Annotated in this window: 15 protein-coding genes; 3 read left to right on the top strand and 12 right to left on the bottom strand. The window is 50.1% G+C overall.

The window, feature by feature from the left end:
* Positions 1-57: 57 nt before the first annotated feature.
* The 7 genes from PHT49_10520 to PHT49_10490 all read right to left on the bottom strand — a co-directional run bounded on the left by PHT49_10520 (position 58) and on the right by PHT49_10490 (position 5,363).
* Positions 58-702, bottom strand: a complete 645-nt coding sequence (locus PHT49_10520) for a hypothetical protein (GenBank protein MDD5452316.1) — start codon at positions 700-702, stop codon at positions 58-60.
* A 315-nt stretch (positions 703-1,017) separates the two neighbouring features.
* Positions 1,018-1,428 (bottom strand): type II toxin-antitoxin system VapC family toxin, encoded by a 411-nt coding sequence (locus tag PHT49_10515; protein MDD5452315.1) that lies wholly within the window; start codon positions 1,426-1,428, stop codon positions 1,018-1,020.
* Positions 1,418-1,612 carry a type II toxin-antitoxin system VapB family antitoxin gene (locus PHT49_10510; protein ID MDD5452314.1) on the bottom strand — a complete coding sequence of 65 codons (195 nt, stop codon included), beginning with the start codon at positions 1,610-1,612 and terminating at the stop codon, positions 1,418-1,420. The genes PHT49_10515 and PHT49_10510 overlap by 11 nt, the downstream gene beginning before the upstream one ends.
* A gap of 531 nt (positions 1,613-2,143) precedes the next feature.
* Positions 2,144-2,476: a hypothetical protein gene (locus PHT49_10505; GenBank protein ID MDD5452313.1), complete on the bottom strand. Its 333-nt coding sequence runs from the start codon at positions 2,474-2,476 to the stop codon at positions 2,144-2,146.
* A 101-nt stretch (positions 2,477-2,577) separates the two neighbouring features.
* Entirely contained in the window at positions 2,578-3,507 is a 930-nt protein-coding gene (locus PHT49_10500; protein MDD5452312.1) for a hypothetical protein, read from the bottom strand.
* Positions 3,508-3,739: 232 nt separating this feature from the next.
* Positions 3,740-4,744 carry a 4Fe-4S binding protein gene (locus PHT49_10495; GenBank protein MDD5452311.1) on the bottom strand — a complete coding sequence of 335 codons (1,005 nt, stop codon included), beginning with the start codon at positions 4,742-4,744 and terminating at the stop codon, positions 3,740-3,742.
* Positions 4,745-4,928: 184 nt separating this feature from the next.
* On the bottom strand, positions 4,929-5,363 hold the full coding sequence (locus PHT49_10490; GenBank protein ID MDD5452310.1) for a hydrogenase iron-sulfur subunit: 435 nt from the start codon (positions 5,361-5,363) through the stop codon (positions 4,929-4,931).
* Positions 5,364-5,620: 257 nt separating this feature from the next.
* On the opposite strand from PHT49_10490, the gene PHT49_10485 reads away from it, so the two are divergent.
* From PHT49_10485 to PHT49_10475, 3 genes are all read left to right on the top strand, one after another.
* The gene (locus PHT49_10485) at positions 5,621-7,027 is read left to right on the top strand and encodes an NAD-dependent malic enzyme (protein ID MDD5452309.1); all 1,407 of its coding nucleotides are present in this window, start codon (positions 5,621-5,623) and stop codon (positions 7,025-7,027) included.
* A 285-nt stretch (positions 7,028-7,312) separates the two neighbouring features.
* Complete coding sequence (locus PHT49_10480) at positions 7,313-8,590, top strand: MltA domain-containing protein (GenBank protein ID MDD5452308.1); 1,278 nt, start codon at positions 7,313-7,315, stop codon at positions 8,588-8,590.
* Positions 8,591-8,752: 162 nt separating this feature from the next.
* A complete protein-coding gene (locus PHT49_10475) occupies positions 8,753-9,286 on the top strand; it encodes an O-acetyl-ADP-ribose deacetylase (protein ID MDD5452307.1) in 534 nt (177 codons plus the stop codon).
* On the opposite strand, the gene ftsY is transcribed toward PHT49_10475, so the two are convergent.
* The 5 genes from ftsY to PHT49_10450 form a co-directional block, all read right to left on the bottom strand.
* Positions 9,275-10,243: a signal recognition particle-docking protein FtsY gene (gene ftsY / locus PHT49_10470; protein ID MDD5452306.1), complete on the bottom strand. Its 969-nt coding sequence runs from the start codon at positions 10,241-10,243 to the stop codon at positions 9,275-9,277. The genes PHT49_10475 and ftsY overlap by 12 nt on opposite strands.
* 228 nt (positions 10,244-10,471) lie before the next feature.
* Complete coding sequence (gene smc, locus PHT49_10465; GenBank protein MDD5452305.1) at positions 10,472-13,999, bottom strand: chromosome segregation protein SMC; 3,528 nt, start codon at positions 13,997-13,999, stop codon at positions 10,472-10,474.
* A gap of 170 nt (positions 14,000-14,169) precedes the next feature.
* The gene (gene glyS, locus PHT49_10460) at positions 14,170-16,239 is read right to left on the bottom strand and encodes a glycine--tRNA ligase subunit beta (protein MDD5452304.1); all 2,070 of its coding nucleotides are present in this window, start codon (positions 16,237-16,239) and stop codon (positions 14,170-14,172) included.
* A gap of 208 nt (positions 16,240-16,447) precedes the next feature.
* Positions 16,448-17,287 carry a glycine--tRNA ligase subunit alpha gene (locus PHT49_10455; GenBank protein MDD5452303.1) on the bottom strand — a complete coding sequence of 280 codons (840 nt, stop codon included), beginning with the start codon at positions 17,285-17,287 and terminating at the stop codon, positions 16,448-16,450.
* 403 nt (positions 17,288-17,690) lie between these two features.
* Positions 17,691-20,561: a PAS domain-containing protein gene (locus PHT49_10450; protein MDD5452302.1), complete on the bottom strand. Its 2,871-nt coding sequence runs from the start codon at positions 20,559-20,561 to the stop codon at positions 17,691-17,693.
* Between the last annotated feature and the right edge of the window lie 152 nt (positions 20,562-20,713).

The raw sequence follows: 20,713 nt of genomic DNA, 5'->3' as shown, positions 1-20,713 counted from the left end.
GTTATATCTGGGCACCTCAAATGGTGCACTTTGAAGTAGAATTCACCGAAAAAAAATCTAATTTAGACCTATAAGATTTTTTTGAAAATCTGAAATATTGCGACGACTAGCCCCCATATCAATCAGCCTACCTGGTTCCACCGGCGATGATTGTATCAGGATTCTTGACTTGCCACCGTTTACTTCTTCTATGTTAATTTTGATTATTTCCCCCCAGCTCCTCCAAGTTAACCCTCTTTTGCCTTGTACTAATCCATCATCTACCGACACGCTTCCTATTCTCACGCCTGACATACTTAGTGCTTTGATAACCTTTCTAATAACATCATCTTTGGTTGCTAACAATTCAAATTCCGCCTTCTTTGTCGAAGCGTCGGGATCTTGAAAATACATGGGCAATACAAAAAATAACCCAATAGCGACCGCAATAAAGCTAACAACCGGAAGCACATCAATTTCTAGTTTCAGTGAAATAATGCCATTAAACACATGGAGTAATATCGCAGGCCCCCAGAGCCACCATACAGTGGATTTTGACCAACGAGAGATTGAAATATTGGGGTTGTCGAGTCGTACAAGATCACTAGCATCAGCAAAGTTTTTATCCCATTTGGCCACCGTCATTTTGTAAGCAACCCACGTTGACGCCAATCCAATCATGGCCGTTATAACTGATATTACTTTTCCTATGTCAATTTCCATAGACTCATTTACGCCTAACGATAAAGATTCTATGCTGAGTTGGGCGCAGCCTAATTCAATATGGCAAAAAACGCCCCTTACTTTTGCAGTTTAAGGATCGCTAAGTTCATAGCCGTAATTGTGCGCGATCTTTTCTCCTCGCTTTACAGACAAACTTACCCCTGATAATGAAAGCTTGAAGCTCCCCTCAATCCGCCTGCAAGAATTGGAACCAATTGTAAGTAACCGATTGAATTTGTTCAACAGTTAACCGGACAGCCGTGATTCAGATACCAAAAAAATTGTCCCCATTGGCCGTTCTATATTCCTGGGTTTTTACCAGATTTCGATATTAAATCCTCTGTATGCCTTTATCAGTTCAAAATCCATTCTGTTTGAAGTGATTACGGTTGCCCCGTAGTTTCTGGCAGTAAGCACTATCAGGACATCAAAATGCAAGTCTCTCAGTTTCTCGGGAGAAAATCCTTTATCTTTATAAATCCTTGATAGTATCTCACCGGATTCGAGCCAGTTTTTCTCTGTAGGGATAAGTATGGGATGATTCTTCGCCAGCGCACTTACAAAGCCTCTCTCCGCTTCTTTGGTAGCACCGCGTGCCAATTCGGATAAGACGACGGCAGAGTTTCTTATAATACCGTTCAGGTTCTGGAAGTTATTACTGAACCTATTAGTCCTTAAGTGGTCGATAAAAATTGATGTGTCGAAGATGATAATCTTACCCGCCATGAGCCTCAAACTTTAATTTTCCGCCGTGCCTGGACATTAACCTTTTAAATTTATTAAGGGCTACGATCTCGCGTAAGGCTATATGAACCGCTTCGGTTCTGCTCTTTACACCTAGCGCCTTCGCTGCGTCATCGGCAAGCTTGGTATCCAGCCTAATTGATGTCATTTTCACCGAGGGCTTCACACTGTCTACCTCCTCCTGTTTGTATATACAAATACTATATTATCTATATACAATTGTCAAGACTAACAAGGATAGAAACTTTCCCCAGGATTTTTGTTTCGCTGGGGATAACCCATGGTAAGCATCGGGCAAATTGTAATGAAGGAGCAGATCAGTGTTGTTTATTTGTTGATCTGAATCCCATGCGACCCTGCTGAGTTGACACCCAAACAGTGCCCTGCCTGGCGCTTCCGTATCATTGAGAAAATGGAAAGGAATAAATAAGTTATGCAACGTAAGAACCAACGTTATCGGCCTCGTCCTTATTCAACATCGTCAACAACGTGCCCTTTGTCCCCATTTAATTGAACCGTTGCCTTCTACGCCAAAAATAAAGAAACCATAGCGGTGGAATTAAAATAAAAATTAACCCCTTCACAAAATCTACAGTTTGAGCGACTGGATCGGAATTAAATGTATCAAACAAACCACCAATAAGAGTAATAAACAATATCAAATACACAAAATAAAGACCGATCTTTTTTCTTTTCATTAAGAAAAAACTGAACCAAGACCTAAAATACCTATTATCAATCCTGTCCATCTATTTGGAATGTATTCCGTTGTCACTCCAAAGATGAAACCAAAAGTTAATGCAATTCCCCCCTGAAGAAATCCCATAAATATCCAAAAATTACCCCAACCAAACCCTTTTTGTTTAGTCTGTGCATCATTAATAATTGCCTGAGTTACTTTATCAATCTTCTTTTCTTCATCTTTATTACTGACGGGCGGAATGTTTGTTTTATTGATCCATTCCCCACAATGCTTACATTTAATAGCATCATCTTGAATTTCCTCGGCACAGAATGGGCATTTTTTCATTTTGTATGGCCTCTTATTATAGGGAGAATGAAAAGCTCACCGACAGCGAAACCGCAAGGCTTTCGCTGTCAGATGGAGCGACAGGTTAGATGGTCCGAATCCTAGATTTGCTCACCAAACCAAGTAGTTAAGGCCTTAGATTCAGCCTCAGACAAAGATATTTCAGGCCTCTTTCCTCTATAAAATCGTGTTGTCATTACTTTCCAGGTATCCGACACGACCACGCCAGAAAGCTTAAAAAAGTCAGAATCATCAAAACACATTTCTATTCCAATTCTTGAAATTACATCATCTGCACCAAGCCGATTCAACCCGAGAATCAAAATGGCAGGTACACCTTTAGCAAGAGCAAGCTGACATCCATTCGCAGCCTTTTTTCTGGCCTTATAAACCACTTGACCGATTAAGGCATCCATGTCACCACAGTGCACCCCAGGCTGGTCGGACAAGAGCTCCTGGGAAGTGAAGGTAACCTCCAGAATTATTTGACGGTTGTCTATATTTATGACACCATCAACCATGGTGTCTGCTGGCTCTATGTCAATGAGGACGCCTTCTTTCGCAAAAAAGCCCAAAACGAGCAATTCGAAGAGATGATTGCGAAAATCAGGGGCGAATCGACGTTCCTTTAGCTGATGGAATTTACCCGCGATTTTCTCAGTTTGAAAAGGCAGTTTTGCAAGCGCAGTGAGTCTTTCGTCACAGATAGGCAAGAAGACCTTAAGAGGATCCAAGCCAATAAAAGCCAAAGCTAATCTCTCGTTAGAATTCAGCTTTTCTACTCTGCCGCTTAAGACAAGCGACTGGGCATTCTCAAACCATGGAACTCCTCGGAAAGGGTGTTTAAGGTGAAAAAACATGAGCGCTGAATCACTCGAGAAAACGCCATCTGTCTTAAAATTGACTATTTCACCTCGTATTGTTTCGCACCATTCTTTGTCGAGAATCTTTGAGATTGTGTTCGTCTTCTCCAATGCATCACAGATTGCGTCCAATTGCCTTTGCAAATCGGTATGGTAGGGACTACTCATATTGTGCCTTGCTTCATAAAACTATCTCGTTCAGCCACCTAACTGCCGCATTCCCACCGGAGCGTAGCGGAGGGGGAAACAAGTTATTGTATAGTTTCTGTATATCATACCTATTATCAAGCCTGTCATATAAAATCAATTTTTATTCTTGATATTTTCTTGAATATTATGAGCCAATATCATGCAATTTTGTAATGATATCAAGAAAGAATGGGCGGTAGGGTCTTCACTTTTAGGAGGCGCTGGTTTTGGCTTTCTTTTTGAGTTCTTCGGTGAGTATGAAATCCTGCGGGTCTTCCAGATCATACACAGAAAGGGGTGAGGGCGTCTCGATGCTCAATCCCGCCTCAAAGTTGTAAAGCGTGCGTATGTCCTTATTCAACTTGCGGGTGAGTTTGGTTATTGGTATGCCCACCGGACAGGCGCTCTCACAGGCCCCGCAGTCTGTGCAGCGGCCAGCCGAGTGCATGGCGCGGAGAAGGTGAAAGGTAAAGGCGTCTCCGGAGGCGGGCGGTTTATCAAACCACTTGGGATCGGTTCGATCCGTAAAACAGGTCGGACAATAGCAGACCGGACAGGCATTACGGCAGGCATAACACAGCTTGCAGCGGTCAAATAGAGTTCGGAAGTATTCTAAACGTTCTTCTGCAGATTGGGCCTCCAGCACCTCTATATCCTGATCGGCCGTTTCTTTATCTTCATCCCCCCTCCTCTCGGCGGATCTACCGACCGGCTCTCCAACCAGGATGTCGTAGATGACAGGGTTTTTATGCCGGCAATAAAGGCAACTCTGACGGAGGATCTCGCGGCGCGGATATTCCTTGGTGAAGGCATCACCGGACAATGTCACCCGGTCGGATTCCGTCCTGATGTCTTTTATCTTTTTTTTGCCTGAGAGCGCCTTAATCTTATGCCTGTCCAGCATCCCCTGGCAGGGAACGCCTATAATATAGATGTCTTCCCTTCTGATTTGACTTTCTACGATATAAACCACGATATTGCGTGAGGTGCAGCCATTGGCGATAATGCCGATCTTCTTATCCCGCCTGAGCAGATGCTTGGCCAGGTTGCTCACACAGAAGTCATTCCAGATGAGCTTTCCCGCTGCGGAAGACTCTTCTATAAACGCCGGCTGAGTAATAAGCGTGGTTGCTCCCGGCGTGAAACCTATAACCAGGTCAACCCTTTTCTCTTCCAGGGCCTTCGCCGCTATGCTTCGTATGGCTTCGGTAGGCATTGACTTTTAAACCATCGTATCAGTTTAGCTGTTTGAAAAAGTATTCTTAAATCCCTCCCAACCTCCATTTTTCAAAGGGAGGAGAAACGCTTCCCCCTTTGGAAAAGGGGGATTGAGGGGGATTTCGGCCTTTATAGCGCCTTGCTTAGGCATATTTTTCAAAAACCTAAAGTGTTACAAACCATCAAGGTCGGCTTTTTTTGAGATATTTTAACGGGCCGAGGGTTCTTACCCGGTCGGTAACTTCCTGCATGGTTTTTACAAAGAGTTCTGCTTCTGACGCAGAAATCCAGGCAAAGTGCAGGCGATCCTCCTCCATGCCCATAAAATTAAACAGATTTTTGAATAGTTGAAACCGGCGGCGGGCGTAAAGGTTACCGCTGCGGTAATGACAATCTCCCGGGGCGCATCCGGATACAATTACGCCATCTGCCCCCTGCCGCAGGGCAAACAGTATGAAATAGGGGCTTACGCTGCCTATACAGGGGACGCGCACGATGCGCACATTTTCCGGATACTTGAGCCGCTTGACGCCGGCCAGATCAGCCGCGGCGTAGCTGCACCAATTGCAAAGAAAGGCGATGATCTTGGGCTCCCAGCCCTGTGATTTTTTCCCCATTTTGCCAGCGTGTCTCAAATAATTATAATCGATGATCTCGTAAAAAGTAAAATTTTACCGCAGAGGACGCTGAGATAACATATTGAATAGTTTACGGCTTTTCTCTGCGGACTCTGCGTGCTCAGCGGTGAAAAGGTTTTTTTACGAAGCTGTCTTAATTATGGTGTTACCTTTTACCAAATGAGCGTGGGGCTGTCAACAAGCGAGGAGGGAAAACAAAATTGACATAACTAGCCCCTTTTGTTAACTTTATAAGTATGAAAAAGCCGTTAAGCCCTGCCTATAATTTTACGGTCCGGTTGAAGTCACCGGATCGCTCCGGGCCGGAAAAGGTCGCGGCGGCCATTGAAAGTGGTGCCGGCCGTCTCATAGATATTCACATCTTAAGTGAGGCCCGGAATGCTGTCCAGGCGCAGGCCAATTTCCATGCCCGTGACGAACAACATGCCCAGGCCCTGTTGGAAAAAATAGGCAAAATAGAAGGGGTGCGGATTCTGGAAGTAGTGGATGAGGTATTAAGACTGCACGAAAGGGGCAAGCTGGAGATAAAAAGCCGCATACAACTGAAAACCAAGACCGAGCTTTCTATGGCCTATACCCCCGGTGTGGCGCGGGTCTGCCAGGTAATAAATGAGGATGAAGACAAGGTCTTCGACTTCACGACCAAGGCGAATACCGTGGCCGTGGTTACGGACGGCACCGCCGTGCTCGGTCTGGGGGATATCGGGCCCCGGGCCGCGCTTCCGGTCATGGAGGGTAAGGCCATACTTTTTAAGGAATTCGGAGGGGTGGATGCCTTCCCCATCTGTCTGGATACAAAGGATGAAGACGGGATAGTAGCGGCGGTCAAGGCCATAGCCCCTGGTTTCGGCGGCATTAACCTGGAAGATATTTCAGCCCCCCGGTGTTTCACTATAGAAGAGCGTCTTAAGAGGGAACTGGACATCCCTGTCTTCCACGACGATCAGCACGGCACGGCGGTGGTGGTGCTGGCGGCCATGATGAACGCCCTTGAAGTGGTGGGCAAAAAGATGCCGGATATTAAAGTGGTCATAAGCGGGGTAGGCGCGGCCGGCGTGGCCGTGACCAATATCCTGCTGGCCGCCGGGGTCAAAAATATCATCGGCTGTGACAGGGCCGGGGCTATCTACCGGGGTCGAAGGAAACACATGTCTCCCGTCAAGGAGAAATACGCAAGGCGGACCAACCCTGCGCGGGAAAAGGGGGGTGTTGCGGCCGTCCTGAAGGAAGCGGATGTGTTTATCGGTGTCTCGGCTCCAGGGATTGTAACGCCGGATGATATAAAGAAGATGACGACTCAGGCTATCGTCTTTGCCCTGGCCAATCCCGTCCCGGAGGTCATGCCGGAGGATATTGCCTCGTATGCAGCGGTGACGGCCACCGGGCGCTCTGACTACCCCAATCAGATCAATAACGTGCTTTGTTTCCCGGGGATATTCCGAGGGGCCCTGGATTGCCGGGCGAAAGACATAAACGAAGAAATGAAGCTGGCGGCGGCCCGGGCCATAGCCGGCGCGGTAAAAAAGGATGAACTGGGCCCGGAGTATATCATCCCCAGTGTTTTTGACCCGGAGGTAGCCGGGAAAGTGGCTGAGGCCGCCATTATTGCCGCACGCAAGACCGGCGTGTCCAGAACAAAGTAGTGCCAAAAGTTTCACAAAAAATAAGCCACAGAGAACACAGAGCCACGTAAAGAAATCAAAAGAAAAAGACAGAGCAGTTAAGAACGAGATAGTTTTATTGGTATCTCCGGGACTTGTGCACTCTCCAGAGCTATGATTAAGTCATTTTCTGGGGACAAACAACAACATTGGAGAAGCTGGGGAGGGAAGGAACCAAATTCTGTATTAACCTACTGATAACTCTGTGTTCTCTGTGCCCTCTGTGGCAAGATTCTTGGCAGTACTCGGGGAATAAAGGGAGAAAAAATGAAGACCGGAAAAATCCGTAACCTCATTTATCTGCTATCGGTTATTATCCTTATACTTGGCGGGTGTATGCCGGCGGTAAAAGAGGTGGCCGTACCGCCGCCTGCGCCTCCTCCGGCACCTGTACCTCCCCCACCACCTCCGCCGCTCGTCCTTACGCCGGAAGGGGATATACCTCCATTCCAGGATGATATGGATCTGGACTCCCTGCGTCAGGCCGCTCTAAAAAGCCTTGGCTATTTAGAACGGTTGCCGGTCAAGGAAAGTTTCCAGTTCGGGGATGATATTTACAGCCGTGATGAGGTCATCGATTCGGTCAAGACACTCGTGGAGATAATAAATACCGGCGCTGCGCCGGAAGATTTCACCCGCCTGGTAAAAGAAAAATTTTCTTTTTACCAATCCAGCGGCCGCACCGGCCAGGGCGATGTACTTTTTACCGGCTACTATCTGCCGGTTCTCAAGGGAAGCCGGCTGCGTGCCGGTGGATACGTTTATCCGCTTTATCGCCGGCCCGACGATATGCTTTACGTAAACCTTCAGGATTTTGGCCTTGATTACCCGGCAAAGACACTGGTGGGAAGGCCGTGCAAAGGGAGGCTGGTGCCCTATTATACACGGCGTGAAATAGATTATCAGGGGGCCTTGCAGGGGAAGGGCCTTGAACTACTCTATCTCGCAGACCCTATTGAGGCCTTCTTTTTGCAGATCCAGGGCTCCGGGCGTATTGAACTGGAAGACGGCAAATCGCTGTTTGCCCAGTATCAGGCCAAAAACGGGCGCCCGTACCGCAGCATCGGCAACTTGTTTATTGAAGAAGGCAAGATGGAGCCTTCAGAGGTGTCCCTGTTCAGCCTGAAGGATTATCTGAAGAAGTATCCGGAGGAACAGGAGAGAATTTTATGCTATAATGAGAGTTATGTATTTTTCCAGTTGGCGGAGGATGGACCACGCGGTTGTTTAGGCGAGATGCTGACTCCGGGGCGTTCTATTGCCACGGATTCCCAAATGCTTCCACGTGGGGCTATTGCCCTGATAACAGCCGAAAAACCAGCGTTGAATAATAATGGCTGTATTGAGGGATGGACGTCATTTACACGCCTTGTCCTGAACCAGGATACCGGAGGGGCCATAAAGGGACCGGGGCGTGTGGATATCTTCTGGGGGTCAGGTCCTTACGCAGAGGCGGCCGCCGGCAACCTTAAACACACGGGAAGGCTGTTTTTCCTGGTCAAAAAGCGCGCAGGAATTAACCCGGATCACATCTGTCCAAAATAAGATTTTTAAAATCTCCCCTGCCCCCTCTTTTCCAAAGAGGGGGATTAGCGGTATTTTCCCCCTTTGGAAAAGGGGGATCAAGGGGGATTTGAAGGCAACAGCACATGAATCAGCAAGTTGGACAGGAATTGCCCCGGATACGAATAGAAAGGAAGTGATGCCGTGAAGGTATCTGTTAATAAATCCACTCTGGTGTTGGTGCAAGGGGACATCACAAGCGAAGAGACCGAGGCGCTGATAAATGCGGCCAATGACCGCCTGGCCGGCGGGGGTGGAGTGGATGGGGCCATACACCGGGCCGGCGGCCCGAAAATTATGGCAGAATGCCGGATTATCGGCTGCTGTCCGACCGGGCAGGCCGTAATTACCACCGCAGGTAACCTTAAGGCCAGGTTTGTAATTCACGCCGTGGGCCCCATCTATACGGGAGGCGCCAGACATGAGCCCCAGCTTCTGGCCGGCGCCTACCGGGAAAGCCTGCGCCTGGCCTCCCGCTATGGACTTAAAAGCCTGTCCTTCCCCTCTATAAGCACCGGGGCGTACGGTTATCCGGTGGAGGAGGCCGCAGAGATTGCCTTGACCACAGTTATCAGCTACCTCAGAGAGCACCCGGAGATCAACACGGTTCGCTTTGTACTCTTCAGCCGGGCGGTATTTGACGTTTATTGTAAGGTATTAGGCAGGTTAGTCGAATAAGGCGCTGACAAAGGTATCCGGGTCGAATTCTCTTAGGTCTTCTATCTTCTCTCCGATGCCGATAAAACGGATCGGGATATTGAGTTCATTGCTGATGCCCACCACAACCCCTCCTTTGGCGGTACCATCCAGTTTTGTCAAGACCATGCCGGTAACACCCAAAGCGCTGTTAAATAGCTTGGCCTGGGAGATGGCATTCTGACCGGTAGTGGCATCCAGCACCAAAAGGATTTCATGAGGCGCTCCGGGCATTTTTTTCTGAATAACCCTTTGTACCTTTTTCAGTTCCTCCATGAGATTTACTTTGGTGTGCAGCCGCCCCGCCGTGTCTATAATCATTACGTCTGTTTTCCGGGATTGCGCGGCCTCCAGGGCATCATAAACCACCGCAGAAGGATCGGAACCGCTTTTCTGTTTAATAAAATCGGTACCGGCCCGTTTGCTCCATATCTCCAGTTGTTCAATGGCCGCGGCGCGAAAGGTATCCGCCGCCACAAGCATGACGTTCTGCCCCAGGCCTTTGAATCTGTGGGCCAGCTTCCCGATGGTAGTGGTCTTTCCTGTGCCGTTTACACCTATAACGAGTATGACAAACGGGCTTGCCGTGATCTCTTCCCCTTCTTTTTGCGGAGAACGCAGCAAGGTGAGTATCTCTTCCCGGAGATAATTCTTAAGGGCAAAGGCATCGGAGAGTTCCTTGCGCTTTACCTTCTCCCGGATGCGCTCTATGAGTTCAGTAGCGGTGGATACTCCAAGGTCTGCGGTGATCAATATCTCTTCCAGCCTGTCCAGGAGATCGGCGTCAATCTCCTTTTTACCCAGGAAGAGTCTGTCCACCTGTTTGACAAAGGATTCCCTGGTCCTGGCTATCTGGTCCTTAAGGCGCTGAAAAAGGCCGCGCTCTTCCTCCGCCTTTTCTACCGGTTTTTCTTTATTCTTTAGAAACCATTTGAACATGGTAATTTATGCCTTTCTTAGATTAGTGTTCATCCGGATTCAGGCTTTCAGCTATCAGCTGTCAGCCGTCAGCATGTTTGTTATCCGTTATCCGTTATCCGACATTTTCTTTCGGTAAACAGTCAACAGTGAACGGTAGACCGGCTTCATGCCGATAGCTGACTGCTGGCTGCTCCATCCGGCCTTAGGCCGACCGTAGGCCGGAAACGTTGAGTTTCCGGATGAAAACTAGTTTAAACGCACCGAAAGCAGTTTTGATATGCCTTTCTCCTCCATGGTCACACCGTAGAGGACGTCGGCTGCCTCCATAACCTTCTGATTATGGGTGATGAGTATGATCTGGGCCTCTCTCCCGATCTCTTTGAGCATACTATTGAAGCGCTCTGTATTGGCCTCATCCAGAGGGGCATCCACCTCATCAAGGAGACAGAACGGGCTGGGTTTGACCATATAGACCGCAAAAAGTAAGGCGAGGGTAGCCAGGGCCTTTTCGCCGCCGGAAAGCAGGTTGAGATTGGTCAGTTTTTTGCCCGGGAGCTGGACATATAGCTCAATACCGGCGCCTAACGGGTCATCCGGGTCGGTCAATTCAAGCTCGGCCTGGCCGCCTCCCAAGAGCGTGGGAAATGTAAGAGAGAGCTTTTCATTTATGGCCTTGATGGCCTCATAGACGCGTTCTTTTGAGGTCCGGTTTATCTTCTGGATGGCCTGTTCCAGGGACTGTATAGAGGAGACAAGGTCCTGTTGTTGGGTGGAGAGGAAGGCGTGCCGTTCCTCCAGCTCCTTATACTCCTGGATGGCGGTCAGGTTTACCTCTCCGATCCTGGCGATATCTTCTCTGATTTGCTGTGCCTCGGCCAGGGCTTCGTCCGTAGAAAGCGCTGAATCTGCATGGGCAGAATATTCTTCCCGCAAAGAGATATGATAGGTCTCCTGTATCTTGTCTTCAAGATGCCGTATATTTAACTGTGCCTCTGTCTTCTCTACCGAGAGGGAATTCAGGCCGGTCTGAACCTCCTTTAAATCCTTTTGCCCGGCCTTTAATGCGGCCTGAATTTGCATGAGGGACTCTTTTTTTTGCTGATGTTGCCGGAGGTAATCCTGTAACAATTCACCCGCTTCCTGTTGTTTTTGCGTATCGATGGTCAGGCTGCCTTCGGCGCCGGCGATCTCCCCGGCTATTTTGTCCTGCTGACCGACAAACTCTTCCATCTTGGCCTGCAATCTTTGACCCAGCGCACCCAGCCTTTCATATTCCTGACCGAGGCGATCCGCTTCGGATTCCAGATGGCGGATTTTTTCCTTCAGGGCGGTCAGTTCCATCTTGGCCTCTGTAACACGGGCATGACTGCCTTCCATCTCGCTCTCCATGGCCGCCGCGTCATTTTCCCGAAGGTCTATCTCCGCCTGGAGTGAGGACTTTGCAGACTGCATTTCCTCAAGCTCTTCCCTGACCTCTGCGAGTTCCCGCGTAAGCGCGGCCCCTTCCCGGTCAAATTCAGCCTCTTCCTGTTCTAAAAGGGCCAGCCTCTTTTTATGTATCTCCTCCGTCTGCGCCAGTTGTTCCAGTTTCTGCTTTTTGAGGCGATGCTCGAATTGCTTTTGCGCCAGTTCCCCTTCTTTCTGTCTTCGTTCGGTCTGTATATCAGCAAAGTTGGTTTCCGTCTCTTTAAGGTCTTTTTTCGTCTCCTCTATGGCGCTTCGCAGCTCATCCACTTCCCCGGTCAATTGCCGTATCTCTTCTTTGCGTGAGAAGAACCCGGCGGGCGCTCCCTGGCGGCTGCCGCCTTCGATAAAGCCGGACTGATCTATCATGTCTCCATCGCGCGTGACTACCGTACATCGACCGCCCCGACCTTCCCAGAACGTCCGGGCCTCCTGAATGGTTTCAAACCAATAGACATCCCTCAGTAACTGCCTGACCAGGTTATGGTAAGGAGGAAGGGCCTTGATCCGGTGAACGAGCAAATGACCCGGCTCCGCCGGCGCAGCGGCCTCTTCCCCGGCAAGGCTGAGGAACCCGCTCCGTCCGCCTTCCCGGTCCTTTAGACAGGTTATGGCCTCAATAGCCCGATCCACATCTTCTACCACCAGCGACTGCAGTTTGCTGCCCAGGACAGATTCTATGGCCATGGTAAGCCCGGGTTCAGTCTCCAGGAAGTCGGCCAGAAGCCCCTGTATCCCGTGGCCGCCTTGATTATTATGGAGCAAGGTCCTGGTTCCCGCCGGGATACCCTCCAGGTTGGTTTGCAGGTTTTTCAGGAGATCCAGTTTGGCCGTTTTTTGGGTATGGGCCTGCGTAATCTCCCGCAGTTTTTTTTGCAGGGCCTGAAGCCTTTCTTCCAGGGTCTCTTCCCGGGCCTTCAGGCGGGAAATAAACGGGGGTATGGCATTAATTTCCCCTTCTAATTCTGCCTGTTCATTGGCCCTGGCCGCGCGTTCCTGACGGGTTATCTCCCGGGCGGATGCGACCTCCCGGCGATCTTCCTGATTTCTCCGGCGCTTTTGATTCAGAGCGGCCATGGTCTGCTCTATGGTTCGTATCCGATTTCGGTAGTGGGTTTCACGGGAAAGAAGGCCGACCATCTCCATCTTGTGATCTTCAAGCTCATCCAATATGGTCTTTTGCTCTGTACGCAGTTCTTGCAGTCGCTTTTCCGCCCCGGCAAGCTCCGTATGCCTTTCCGCCACCGTGCTGTTTAGCGACTCGGACTCCTTTATGCACCTCTCTTTCTGCGCAGCGATCTCCTCTTTGTGCTGCTCTTCACGTTCCAGGCCCTGGGCCGTCTCGGCCAGATGGCGCTTTATCTCCTCCAGGCTATGGTTAAGATATTCAATACGATTTTTTTTGTCCTGAATAAGTTTTTCCAAATGATGCGTCTTGCTCCTCTGCTCTTCGATGAGCTTCTCCTGCTCCAGGCTCGCCAGCTCCAGTTCCTCCGTCTGTAATTCCAACTGCGCTATCCGGGCGGCCAGGGCGTTTTCCTTCTCACTCTCGAGGGTGATAACCTCCTCCTTCCGGGTGAGGATATCCTGCCACTTAGCATAGTCGGCAGAGGCCAGGAATAGCTCCAGCCCCTTTAGATTCTGCTTAAGCTCCAGGTATCGATCTGCCTTTTTGGCCTGCCTGTGCAGGCTGTTCATCTGCCTCTTTATCTCGCCCAGGATATCTTCAAGGCGCAGAAGGTTGTGCCTGGTGTGCTCTATCTTTCGAAGGGCCTCGTCTTTCTTGAATTTAAACTTACTGATTCCCGCCACCTCTTCTACCAATATCCTTCTTTCTCCCGGCTTGGCCTCTACAAAGCTCCCGATCTGCCCCTGATCGATAATGGAATAGGCCCTTGTCCCCACGCCGGTGTCCATGAAGAGATAGACGATGTCTTTCAACCGGCAAGGGGCCTTATTTATCAGGTATTCGCTCTCTCCGGAACGATAAAGGCGGCGGGTTACGGCGATCTCGCTCATATTTTCAAAGGGCGGAGGGGCGCTGCCGTTGCCGTTGGCCAAGGTTATGGTTACTTCCGCCACCCCTAAAGGGGCCCGGCTTTCGCTGCCCGCAAAGATGACGTCCTCCATGGCATTTCCACGGAGCTGCCTTGGGCTCTGTTCGCCTAAAACCCAGCGTATGGCATCGACGATATTGCTCTTGCCACAACCATTCGGGCCAATAATAGCGGCAATACCTTCGCTAAAGGAGACACTCGTCTTGTTGACAAAGGATTTAAAGCCAAACATCTCCACACGATTTATTTTCATCGATAAGCACCCGCCTTCGGCTGTTGATTGCCTGTACCCAGGCCGGATATATGACACATTACCTTAATTTTATATAATAGCAAAGATGTGGCAATCTGTAAAGGATAAAGTACAATAAGGGGTATAGTCTCAAGGGCTATATACTATATATTGGGTAGGCTGCTATAAGGTCACGACGCGGATTGCAATTTACCAAAATCAGCGACGTTCTTAAACAGATTTGTGATGAGAGTAAGGAGGTTCAGCCTGTTTCGGCGCAGCCGTTCGTCCTTATCCATGACCATGACCGCATCAAAGAACTCATCTATGGACTTTTTCAGCCCAGCGGTCTCCTGTAATGCGCCCGGGTAGTCACGCCTTTCCATCTGTGCCCGGACCTTCTCATTTATTTGACCATAGCCGGTATAGAGGCGGCCTTCCGCCGGATGGACAAAAAGGCCGGGATCAATGTCTGTTTCTTTATTATCACGTGAGATATTCACTGCCCGCTTGCAGGAGGTCGAAAGGTCCTGGAATTCAGGCCGCGATTTGAATTGCTGCAGGGCCTCTATCCTGCCCTGGGTCTCCCGGAGACGGTCAAAGTGGAGAGATGTGACGGCCTCTATGACGTCTGCATCCGCCTGGCCGCTTAGAAGATGCTGATAACGCGTTCGGAAGAAGGAGAGGACATCTTCCCCGGTTTTATCTATATCCCCGGTAATCTTGCCGGCCAGGAGGGTCGTGCTGCGGGCTATCAATTCTTTCAGAGAGACATCGAACGAACGGCCCAGGATAATGTGCAATATGGCCAGGGCCTGCCGGCGCAGGGCATAGGGATCGGCCGTGCCCGAGGGCGTCAGCCCGATGCCGAAGCAGCCGGCTATAGTGTCCATTTTGTCTGCGACGCTGAGGATGCAGCCTATCTGACCGGCCGGAAGGGCGTCACCGGCAAAAGCGGGCCGGTAATGTTCGAGGATGGCCTCAGCCACCTCCTTTTTCTCGCCGGAGAGGAGGGCGTATTCACGGCCCATTATCCCCTGCAGGGTGGGGAATTCGCCCACCATGGCCGTGAGCAGGTCGGCCTTGCAGAGGTAAGCCGCCCTTTCCACGTCAGCCAACCTGTCCGGGCAAATCTTTTCGGCCAGAAAAACCGCCAGCTCCTTGATGCGCATAACCTTTTCATAGGAGGTGCCGAGTTTGGAATGGAAAATAACCCCTTTTAATCTCTCGGTCCGGGCGGCCAGGGACTCTTTCCGGTCTTCCGCGAAGAAGAAGCCGGCGTCCTGGAGCCTGGCCCTCAAGACCCTTTCGTGGCCCCTGGTAATCATAGCCGGGTTGGCGACAGGGGTATTATTGACCGCAATAAAATAGGGGAGAAGTTCCCCTTCGGCATTGACCACCGCGAAATATTTCTGGTGTTCCCGCATGGCGGCTATGAGCACGGGCCTGGGAATAGAGAGATATTCCGCGGCAAAGGAGCCGCAGACCGCGGCCGGATACTCTACCAGGTTAGTGACGGTGTTTAAAAGGTCTTCGTCCGGCAAAACCTGGCCCCCGGCTGCGGCCGCCGCCTGAGCGATTCCGCTTATGATTATCGACTTGCGTTCCTCAGGATCGACGATTACGCCGGACCGGGAGAGTTTGTCTTTATAGTCGGCAAAGTCTGTGACCTCTACAGAGTCAGGCGCTGTGAAGCGATGGCCATAGGTCGACCTGCCACTTTTGATCGAACCAAAATTAAAAGGGATAACCGCTCCCCCATAGACAGCCAGTATCCAGTGGATAGGGCGCGCGAAACTTATCGTCTCCGAACCCCAGCGCATGGACTTGGGAAATGAAATGGTGCGGCAGATTTCCGGCAAAAGGGCCTTCAGGAGAACAGCCGTCTCCTCACCCTTTTCGTCTTTCTTTATGAGCAGATATTCCCCCTTGGGGGTCTGGATCGTGGCGAGGGCGGAGACATCCACCCCTTGAGACCGGGCAAAACCTATGGCGGCCGGGGTAGGGTTGCCGTCAGCGTCAAAGGCCACCCGCCTGGGCGGGCCGGTAATCTCCCTGGACTGGTCGGGCTGACGGGCGGCCAGGTCGGATACAACCAGGGCCAGGCGCCGCGGAGTTCCCAGAGCGTTTACGCTCCCGAAGGAGATGTTTTTTTCACTTAATAGACGGGCGGCTATCTCTTTCATCTGGGCCAGGGCATCAGAAATAAAACCGGCCGGGAGTTCTTCTGTCCCGATTTCCAGGAGCAATTCGTGAACCATACTATGACTCCAATTTAATCAATGTTCATCCGGAAACTACAGTTTCCGGTCGTGCCAGAGGCAGATCCGCCGGGGCGAACTTCACGCTTTCAGCGATCAGCGATTAGCTGTAAGCAAAAATCTATGAAAACAAAACATTAAGCTGAAAGCTGATAGCTGACTGCTGATCGCTTCGTCCGGAACCCTAAGGTTTCCGGACGAAAACCAGTTATGTCTGACCGGCATATTTTTCGGCCACGGCCCTGGTCAGATTCCTCACACGGGCGATGAAATGCGTCCTCTCTGTGACGCTGATGGCCTTGCGGGCCTCGAGAAGGTTGAAGGTATGCGAACACTTCAAACAATATTCATAGGCAGGCAAGACCAAATCCTTATCAACCAGGCGAAGGGCCTCTGCCTCATAGGTGTCGAATAGTTTCAGGAGCATCCGGATATCGGCTTCCTCAAAATTATATCTGGAAAATTCATATTCAGTGCGGCGGTGGATATAGCCGTACTTGACCCCGTTCCTCCAGGCGATATCATAGACATTGTCTATGGCCTGGAGATACATGGCCAGCCTCTCCAGCCCATAGGTAATTTCTACAGAAACGGGCTGGAGGTCTATACCCCCTACCTGCTGGAAGTAAGTAAATTGAGTAACCTCCATGCCGTCCAGCCACACCTCCCAGCCCAGGCCCCAGGCCCCCAGGGTCGGCGATTCCCAGTCATCCTCTACAAAACGGATGTCGTGCTCCTTAGGATTCAGCCCCAGGGCCTCTAAACTCTTCAGATAGATGTCCTGAATCTCCAGGGGAGAGGGCTTGATAATCACCTGAAACTGATAGTAATGCTGGAGGCGGTTGGGATTCTCGCCATAGCGGCCGTCCGCCGGACGCCTGGACGGCTCGACATAGGCCACCTTCCAGGGATCCGGTCCCAGGACGCGGAGGAATGTGGCGGGATGAAATGTCCCCGCCCCAACCTCAATATCTATAGGCTGCTGGATCACACAGCCCTGGTCTGACCAGAACTGCTGCAACGAAAAAATCAAGGTCTGAAAGTCCATCAGTTAGCTCCCTACGCTCAGAAAAGCGCTTTTTTATTACCACCATCCACAAACAAAGTCAATTAAAGCCAACTATGGCTGCCTTCCTTTGCCGGAAGGACATTCTTGCGACAAAAATCCGGCCACAATTTCCATACAAATTTCCATGCTCATATAAGCACCCTCGAACGATGAAAATCCCCCTATCCCCTTCGCAAAGGGGGAAACATCTTTACCCCCCCTTTGAAAAAGGGGGGCTGGGGGGATTTAAAAAGAGTTTTCTACGTAATTGACTAAAGATGTTAAGAGAAGGAAGAATATAAAAAAGCGCATAGCAAGTGAATCTGCCTGTTTTCAGGCAGCACCTGTCAGGTTATATGCAAGCCTAAGCCCGCGGCCACGAAGGATAGTGGAGCACTTTAGCCTATTGCCTCTCCAAAACCTCCCTTATCTTATGCGACAGTGCTTTGATATCAAAGGGTTTCTGGATAAAACCATCACAACCACGTTCCAATATCCCGGCTGCCTGGCCGGTTATGCTGTAGCCACTGGAAAGAAGCACCCTTACAGCAGGGTTAATCTCCTTAATTATGTCATAGACCTCACTGCCACTCATGTCCGGCATGATCATGTCCAGGATAACCAGATTAATCTCATCCTTGTGTTTCTTATAAGCTTCTACCGCTTCCTTCCCGGATGCGGCCAGCAATACCTTGTAGCCCATTGCCCTGAGAATCTTTTCGCCAACACCAAGAATCATATCCTCATCATCAACGAGCAGGACAGCCTCTGCGCCCCTTAACATCTCATCGGCCGGATTCTTATCTTCTGTCTCGACCTTTTTCCCTGAGGCCGACAGGTAGATGTTGAAGGTAGTCCCCTTGCCCTTCTCACTGTAAACATTGATGATGCCGCCATGATTCTTGATGATCCCGTAGGCAGAGGCAAGACCCAGTCCTGTTCCCTGGCCCATCTCCCTGGTGGTAAAAAAGGGCTCAAATATCCTCTTCTGGGTGGCCTCATCCATGCCCACCCCGGTGTCGGTCAGCGATATCTTCACATAATTGCCGGCTTTCACACCAAACGGACTGGCATAGTCTTTGTCAAGCACAACATTGCTTGTTTCGATATAGAGGTCTCCTCCACCGGGCATGGCCTGCCAGGCATTGACACAAAGGTTTAACAACACCTGATCAATCTGCCCCTGATCCACTTCGACCGGCCAAATGTCCTTCTGGTATTTCTTATGAATCCTTATCTCTTTCCGGGTACGGCCAAACATGCCCAGATTCTTCTCAATGAACATATTTGGGTCTGTTGCCTTTACCTCGTATTTGCCGCCCCTGGCGAACCCCAGGAGTTGCCTGGTAAGATCTGCTCCTTTTCCAACCGCAGCCTCTATCCTTTTGAGATCTTCAAAATAAGCATGGTTGGAGTTAATGTGCAGCAACATCAAGGACGTATATCCCTGAATGCCCATGAGGAGGTTATTGAAGTCGTGGGCGATACCACCGGCAAGAGTACCGATGGCCTCCATTTTCTGGGCTTGCTGGAGTTGGGCTTCAAGTTTCTTTTTTTCTTCCTCCATGCGCTTTCGCTCGGTAATTTCCTGCACTACTTCTACAACCGCTACGATCTCTCCGTTGTCATCCTTAACCGGATAACCTCGAAAATGCCACACCCTCCCATCGGGACTATATGTTTCCCCTTCCTGCGGCTGGCCGGTTTCCAAGATTTTTTGGGCCGGGCAGTGGGGACAGGGTTCGCTTCTCTGAAACCACTCTTTATAGCAATAACTCCCCACCAGTACATCGGCTGTTGAGCCGGCCGAGTCAGCTGCGGCCCGATTTACCCATAAGATATTCATGTTCGTGTCCACATAAATTACAAGTTCTGACATGGTTTCCAAAATAATCCTTTTTTCTTCTTCCGCCTTTCGCAGCGCCTCCTCGGCCTGCCTCCAATCGGTAATATCAGTTATGATTTCAACACCTGCTACGATTTTTCCGGTCGAATCTCTTAAGGGAGAAGCGGTATTCACGACGTATAATGGACCGTCTCTCCTCGGCACAATTCTTTCGGTTGTGTGGATATTGCCGTCACTGAAAGACTTGGCCATCTGGCAACCTTCGCAGATCTCATCTCTGTTCTTAATTGCCTTGTAACAGATCTGGCCTGCATGTTCTCCATAAGAATCTCTGTGAACCTTGTTCTGATACACAAACCTGAAGTCGGTATCTATGATGCCCAGCGGCTCCCCTATGCTTTCGATAATTGATTCGGCTTTGAGCCGCTCATTTTCTGCTGTCCTGATTGCTGCCCGCAGCGCCTCCTCCTGCCGTTTGCACTCGGTGATGTCACGCGCCGTCGATATCGCGCCCGTCACTACCCCCGCTTCATTCTTAACCGCCCGGCACCACCATGCCAGCAATCGCGGTACTCCATCCAGGCGTCTCTGCCAGCTTTCGACATAAAACACATTCTCTTCGCCGCTAAAAAGCGGGTCAACAACCTGGTAAGTATCTTGTTCCCCTTCAAAATAATAAGCGGCATCTTTACCAATGACGTCCTTGCCAAAAAAACCAAAACCCGCTTCATTCGCCCAAGTGTAGACCTTGTCGGCATCCACTTCCATAATAATGTCAGGAATAGCGGCCAGCATGGCTTCCTGGCGGCCGGACAAGGCCCGCAGAGCTTCCTCAGCTCGCTTGCGCTCGGTGATTTCCAACTCTAACTGCTCGTTCTTGGCGGCCAGCTCGGCGGTACGCTCCTCCACACGACGTTCCAACTCCTCATGGGCCTTTCTCAGCGCCTGCTCGGCCTGCTTGCGCTCGGTGATGTCTCTGGCTATGCCACATAAGCCAACAATGTTACCGTCAGTATCCTTCATCGGTACTTTTATGACGTGGAAGGTTGTCAAAACATTATGCACAGGTTTCGTGTGCTCCTCTTCCACAACCTTCCCCTGGAGTACACGACGGTCTATTTCACTTATATGTTTTCCCGCATCTTTCCCGAAGAGTTCCTCATCGGTTTTTCCCAATAGCTCCGAAGCCGGAACACCAAATAGCCTCTCCATGGCAGTATTCACAAACTGATACTTACAGGAACCGTCCTTAATGAAAATTGAATCCAGTGCGGAATTTACAATAGTCCGAAATCGTTCTTCGCTTTCTCTCCATGACTGCTCTGCCCGATTGCACTCCTCTCCTGATGCTTCCAGTTCAGATATCCGCTGCCGCAATTCTAATAATTCATTCAGCAGTTGCTTTTTTGTCTTATCTTCATCTTTCATCTTGCAACTCCCAGATTAACCGACAATTTTACCTTGCTATTCCCAGGCGGGTTCGGTTTTAAATAACTCCCATAATATCGGCGAGATTGTCAACATTCTACAGGGTTCACACTTACACAATCATTTCGTCCTACGTAAGGGTTACCTGGTCG

This window comes from Desulfovibrionales bacterium (genome assembly GCA_028715605.1).
GTDB lineage: Bacteria > Desulfobacterota > QYQD01 > QYQD01 > QYQD01 > QYQD01.
Note: the sequence above shows the minus strand (reverse complement) of the source record. Positions and strands in the feature narration are given on the sequence as shown.

Bases quoted from the DNA above. Each gene is read 5' to 3' on its own strand.
- PHT49_10520 (MDD5452316.1), bottom strand. From the start codon at position 702: ATGGAAATTGACATAGGAAAAGTAATATCAGTTATAACGGCCATGATT.
- PHT49_10515 (MDD5452315.1), bottom strand. From the start codon at position 1,428: ATGGCGGGTAAGATTATCATCTTCGACACATCAATTTTTATCGACCAC.
- PHT49_10505 (MDD5452313.1), bottom strand. From the start codon at position 2,476: ATGAAAAAATGCCCATTCTGTGCCGAGGAAATTCAAGATGATGCTATT.
- PHT49_10500 (MDD5452312.1), bottom strand. From the start codon at position 3,507: ATGAGTAGTCCCTACCATACCGATTTGCAAAGGCAATTGGACGCAATC.
- PHT49_10495 (MDD5452311.1), bottom strand. From the start codon at position 4,744: ATGCCTACCGAAGCCATACGAAGCATAGCGGCGAAGGCCCTGGAAGAG.
- PHT49_10490 (MDD5452310.1), bottom strand. From the start codon at position 5,363: ATGGGGAAAAAATCACAGGGCTGGGAGCCCAAGATCATCGCCTTTCTT.
- PHT49_10485 (MDD5452309.1), top strand. From the start codon at position 5,621: ATGAAAAAGCCGTTAAGCCCTGCCTATAATTTTACGGTCCGGTTGAAG.
- PHT49_10480 (MDD5452308.1), top strand. From the start codon at position 7,313: ATGAAGACCGGAAAAATCCGTAACCTCATTTATCTGCTATCGGTTATT.
- ftsY (MDD5452306.1), bottom strand. From the start codon at position 10,243: ATGTTCAAATGGTTTCTAAAGAATAAAGAAAAACCGGTAGAAAAGGCG.
- smc (MDD5452305.1), bottom strand. From the start codon at position 13,999: ATGAAAATAAATCGTGTGGAGATGTTTGGCTTTAAATCCTTTGTCAAC.
- glyS (MDD5452304.1), bottom strand. From the start codon at position 16,239: ATGGTTCACGAATTGCTCCTGGAAATCGGGACAGAAGAACTCCCGGCC.
- PHT49_10455 (MDD5452303.1), bottom strand. From the start codon at position 17,287: ATGGACTTTCAGACCTTGATTTTTTCGTTGCAGCAGTTCTGGTCAGAC.
- PHT49_10450 (MDD5452302.1), bottom strand. From the start codon at position 20,561: ATGAAAGATGAAGATAAGACAAAAAAGCAACTGCTGAATGAATTATTA.